Annotated in this window: 4 protein-coding genes; all 4 read left to right on the top strand. The window is 61.8% G+C overall.

From position 1 onward, the window contains the following. The coding region (locus ENN83_RS04005; protein ID WP_287184317.1) for a restriction endonuclease subunit S at positions 1–699 on the top strand (699 nt) is incomplete at its 5' end. Next, entirely contained in the window at positions 692–1,423 is a 732-nt protein-coding gene (locus ENN83_RS04000; RefSeq protein WP_287184316.1) for a DUF3800 domain-containing protein, read from the top strand. The genes ENN83_RS04005 and ENN83_RS04000, both read left to right, overlap by 8 nt. Before the next feature lie 142 nt (positions 1,424–1,565). Next, a complete protein-coding gene (locus tag ENN83_RS03995) occupies positions 1,566–4,781 on the top strand; it encodes a type I restriction endonuclease subunit R (RefSeq protein WP_287184314.1) in 3,216 nt (1,071 codons plus the stop codon). After that, entirely contained in the window at positions 4,778–5,494 is a 717-nt protein-coding gene (locus ENN83_RS03990; protein WP_287184312.1) for a M48 family metallopeptidase, read from the top strand. Before ENN83_RS03995 ends, ENN83_RS03990 begins: the two co-directional genes overlap by 4 nt. Positions 5,495–5,683: the final 189 nt, after the last annotated feature.

Here is a 5,683-nt window from a genome sequence, read left to right as displayed (position 1 = left end):
CTCCCCCCGCTCCCCGAACAGCGCAAGATCGCCGAAATCCTGCGGACATGGGACGAGGCCATCGAGAAGCTCGAGGCGCTGCGGGCGACGAAGCTGCGTCGGTTGCGCGGACTGAGTCGCGCCCTGTTTGATCGAGCGGCGGATGATCCGGCCACCGTAACGAAACCGCTCGCCACCCTCGCGCGCATCATCAAGGGCCGGCAGCTAAACAAGCTCGACATCGCCAAGGGCGAATATCCGGTCTGGAATGGCGGTATGTCACCATCCGGTTTCCATAATGAATGGAACACCGAAGGCGGCACGATCACGGTCAGCGAAGGCGGCAACTCCTGTGGGTTCGTCAATCTTGCTGACAGGCGTTTCTGGCTAGGTGGCCATTGCTACGCCCTGCAAGACCTTTCAAAAGTGGTCGAACGAGATTTCCTGTTTCACTCGCTGAAAGCGCGTGAAGCTGAGATCATGCGCCTTCGGGTTGGCTCCGGCCTCCCGAACATTCAGCGCACCGACTTTGAACGCCTGTCGGTGGTGGTTCCGCCCCGAGACGAACAAGAAAAGATCGCGCGCGCCCTGACCACGGGCAATGCCGAACTTGACCTGCTCGGCGCCGAAATCGAAGCCCTCACCCGCCAGAAACGCGGCCTGATGCAGAAGCTGCTGACGGGCGAATGGCGGGTGGCGCCGGAGGGGTCCGGTGCCTGACTTCTCCGATTTCATCGTTTACGCCGATGAAAGCGGCGACCACGGGCTTGTCAGCATCGACCCGGAATACCCCGTGTTCGCGCTGACCTTCTGCGTGATGCGCAAGGCCGACTATTCCGGCACGGTTGTGCCCGCGGTGCAGAGCTTCAAGTTCGGCATCTGGAGGCATGACGCCGTCATCCTGCACGAGCACGAGATCCGCAAGAGCAAGGGCCCCTTCGCCATACTGATGACCGACCCCGCCCTGCGGAAGCGATTCTATAACGGCTTGAACAGCCTGATCGAAGCCGCGCCGATGACCATCTTCGCCTCGGTCATCGACAAGGAGAGGCTGCGGGCGAAATACGCCAACCCCTGGAACCCGTATGAGATCGCGCTGCTGTTCTGCATGGAGCGGCTGCACGGGATGCTCACCGCCGAAAGCCAGCACGGCAAGACCGTGCACGTGATCTTCGAGAGCCGGGGCAAGAAGGAGGATGCGGAACTCGAACTGGAGTTCCGGCGGATCGCCGGGAATGACGGCCACTGGGGCTACAGGCGCCACGATTTCAGCCGCTTCGATTTCCAGCCCGTGTTCATGTCGAAGGCGGCAAATGCGGCCGGCTTGCAGCTGGCGGACCTGACCGCCCGGCCGATCGCCCTGTCGCAGCTGCGCCCTGGCCAGCCGAACCGCGCGTTCGACATCATCCGGCCCAAGCTGGGAGGACTCAAATGCTTCCCATAAGCGATTGTTCTACAGTGAAAAACAAAAGGGCCCCGGAAGCTCCAGGACCCTCATGTCGACCGGGAAATTCCCAATCCTTTGACAAAGAGATAACCACGAAACCCCTTTCGTGCAAGTTAATCCGCAGGCGGGAGCGCTGCCCATGACCTTCGACGCCGCCGAAAAGCATCAGTCCCAGATCCCTGCCCTGCAAATGTTGGTGGCGCTGGGGTTCACGCCGCTATCTCAGGCCGAGGCGGTGCGCCTGCGCGGCAATCGCCTGCGCAACGTGGTGCTCGACGACGTTCTTGCGGACCAGCTTCTGCGGATCAACAGCTTTACCCATCGCGGCCGGGAGTATCGCTTCGACCTCGAGGATGCGCATGAAGCCATTCGGCGGCTGAAGCCTACGCCTGACCGTCAGAAGGGCCTGCGCGGGACCAATCAGGACATTTACGACACCCTCGTACTCGGGACGACCATCACCAAAACGATTCAGGGGGACTCGAAGTCCTGGTCGTTCCGCTACGTCGATTGGGAGCGGCCTGCGAACAACATCTATCACGTGACGGCCGAAGTCTCGGTCGAGCGGACGGCCAGCACCCAGACCAGGCGCTGCGACATCGTCGGCTACGTGAACGGCATCCCGTTCCTCGTGATCGAGAACAAGCGGCCGACCGAGAGCCTGAAGAAGGCCGGTAGCCAGCTGATCGGCTACCAGAACGAAGACAACATCCCGCAACTGTTCCACTTCGCGCAGCTTCTCATGGTGATGAACCGTGTCGAGGCGCGCTACGCCACCGTGGGTACGCCGCGGCAGTTCTGGCAGACGTGGCGGGACGAGGAAGACCGGGACGAGATCATCGATCAGATGGCAAATCGACCGCTCACCGCGGCGGAGGCGGACGCGGTTTTCTCGGGTGACTTCGCCTTTGCCCGCGCTCATTTCGAAGCCCTGGCCGCCGAAGGTGCGCGCGCGATCACGGCGCAGGACCGAGCAATCCATGCGATGTGCCGGCCGGAACGCCTGCTGGACCTGACCCGTCGCTTCACCGTGTTCGATGGCGGCGCACGCAAGGTCGCGCGCCATCAGCAGTTCTTCGGCATCCGGAAGGCTGTCGAACGGGTCCGCCAGTTCAAACTGGACGGCAGCCGCAAGGGTGGCGTGATCTGGCACACCCAAGGGTCGGGCAAGTCCCTGACCATGGTGATGCTGGGGCGCTCGCTCGCGCTCGACGGGGCCATCCCCAATCCGCGCATTCTGATTGTCACCGACCGCGACGATCTCGACAAGCAGATCAAGGACACGTTCAAGTCCTGCGAACTGGAACCCGTGCGGGCGACCAGCGGCGCCCATCTGATCGATCTGATCCGAAACCAGACGCCACTTGTGACGACCATCATCAACAAGTTCGATACAGCCGCCAAAGCCGCCGAGGACGTCGACGATGATGCCAACGTTTTCGTCCTGGTCGACGAGAGCCATCGCTCGCAGACCGGGCGCTATGGCGGTCACAGCCAGTTCGCCATGCGGATGCGCCGGCTGCTGCCGAAGGCCTGCTATCTCGGCTTCACCGGAACGCCGCTCCTGAAGAAGGAGAAGAATACGCTCTCGACCTTCGGCGGCCTGATCCACAAATACGCGATCGACGAGGCTGTCGCCGACGGGGCCGTTGTGCCGCTCCTCTATGAGGGACGGCTTGTCGAGCAGCAGGTCAATGGCGGCGTGATCGACAAGTGGTTCGACAAGATCAGCGAGGGCTTGACCCCCAGCCAGAAGGCCGACCTGAAGCGCAAGTTTTCCCGCATGGACGCGCTCTCAAAGACGGGCCAGGCGATCCGGGCGAAAGCTTTCGATATCTCGGAGCACTTCCGCCAGCACTGGCAAGGCACGGGATTCAAGGCACAGCTTGTGGCGCCGTCCAAGGCAGCGGCCGTCCGCTTCAAGGAGGTGCTCGACGAGATCGGGCACGTCACCAGCGAAATCGTCATCTCGCCGCCCGATGACAACGAGGGCAACGAGGAGGTCGACAAGGAATCGAAGGACCTCGTGCGCGGATTCTGGGTGCGGATGATGGCCCGGTACAAGACCGAGGACGAATACACCCGGCAGATCATCGATGCATTCAAGGGCTCGGGCGATCCGGAGATCCTCATCGTCGTGTCGAAGCTGCTGACCGGGTTCGATGCGCCGCGCAATACCGTGCTCTATGTGTGCAAGTCGCTGCGCGAACATAACCTGCTGCAGGCGATCGCCCGCGTGAACCGGCTCTACGAAGACGGCGCGACCGAGAAGCAGTTCGGCTTCATCATCGACTACGAGGGGCTGCTCGGAGAACTCGACACGGCGCTGACGGCCTACAGCGCCTTCGAGGGCTTCGACGCCACCGATCTCGCCGGCACGGTCCACGACGTGCGCGAGGAAATCCGGAAGCTGCCCCAGCTGCACGATCAGCTCTGGGACCTGTTCAAACCGGTCAAGAACAAGAAGGACATGGAGCAGTTCGAACAGTTCCTGGCCGATGAGGCGATCCGGCAGGAGTTCTATGAACGACTGAAGGCGTTCAGCCGCTGCCTCCATATCTCGCTGTCGTCGGACAAGCTCTTCGACGTCTTCGACGAGGCGAAGATCGACGCCATGAAAAAGGACTGGAAGCAGTTCTCCGAGCTGCGGCGCTCGGTCCAGCTTCGCTACCAGGAGACCGTCGACGTCAAGGAGTTCGAGCCAAAGATCCAAAAGCTGCTGGACGACCATATGGTTGCCATGCCGGCCGAGACGATCATCGAGATGGTCAACATCAACGACCCGGACGCGCTGAAAGCGGTGGTGGAGGAGACGGGCGTCTCCGAGGCGTCGAGGGCGGACCGGATCGCCAGTGCGACGCGCCGGACCATCACCGAAAAGATGGACGAGGATCCGACCTTCTACCGCAGTTTCTCGGAACTGCTGGAGGAAACCATCCGCGACTATCGGGCCAAACGGATTTCCGAGCGCGATTACCTCAAGAACGTAGTCGATCTGGCCAGCAAGGTTGCCCGCAAGGACCGGGGGCGCGAGGTGCCGGATGCGATCAAGGGCAACGACGATGGGCAGGCGTTCTTCGGGGTCCTTGAAGGCGTGCTCGCGACCGACGACGGTCAGCCGATCGCGGCCGATGAGGTTGCCGACATTGCGCTCACGATCATCGACATCATCAAGTCCCACCATATCGTCGACGTCTGGTCCAACGACGTCGCTCAGAACAAGATGCGCAACGCGATCGACGATTACTTCTTTGATGTCCTTCGCGATGAGCGCGGCATCGAGCTGACGGTCGAGGTATTGGACGATCTTGAACTCAAGATCATGGACCTGGCCCGGGCGCGGTTTCCTGGATGAAGGCGGAACGACACAGCATCAGGTATGGTGAACACCAGATCGATTTCTCCATCGTGCGCCGCGATCGGACGACGCTGGAAATCGCCGTAGAGCCCGACGCCTCTGTTGTGGTCGCTGCTCCACAGGATGCTCAGCTGGCGGCTATCGAGGAGAAAGTGCGCAAGCGCGCCGCGTGGATCCGGCGCCAGCAGCGGTATTTCATCCAGTTCCTGCCGCGCACCCCGGATCGCCAGTATGTCGCGGGCGAGACCCATCTCTATCTTGGACGCCAGTATCGACTGAAGCTAGTGCCCCACATCCAGGCGACGGTGAAGCTCGTCCGTGGCTTCATCGTGGTCCAAACGCACAGGCCCGAACGGACCGAGGTCACCCGCGCACTTGTGGAGGGTTGGTATCGGCAGCGGGCCCATTCAAAGTTCACCGAACGCCTCGAAGTCAATCTGCTGCGCTTCCCGGCCCCTGAAGACTTCCGCCCCAAAGGCCTGATCGTGCGCCAACTCCGGCAGCGGTGGGGTTCGATGTCACCCGCATCGCGGCTGCTGCTTAATCGCCGCCTGATCGAGGCGCCAATCGACGCAATCGACTACGTTATTACGCACGAGCTCTGCCATATTGCGGTGCCGCACCACGGTCCAGAGTTCTTCGAGCTTTTGGACCGCGTCCTACCCGATTGGGAAAAGCGCAAGCACCGACTAGAACAAAAGATGGCTTGAGCAAGCTGCCCACCGTGGAATCAGATCACCGGTACGCACGGCCTGATCCGGCCGGGAACCTTGATCGGATCGGGGCGGGTCATCGAAGCCTGCTTCGGCCGCTCAGCCGATCTTGCAGCCCCAGAAGGACGTGTGGTCGGCGGCGAAGTAGCCGTCCGCGACCCGGAAATACCCCTGCAGCTCGACGGT

The sequence above is a fragment of the Rhodovulum sp. genome (assembly GCF_011048875.1).
In the GTDB taxonomy this organism is placed as follows: Bacteria; Pseudomonadota; Alphaproteobacteria; order Rhodobacterales; family Rhodobacteraceae; genus Rhodovulum; species Rhodovulum tesquicola.
Note: the sequence above shows the minus strand (reverse complement) of the source record. Positions and strands in the feature narration are given on the sequence as shown.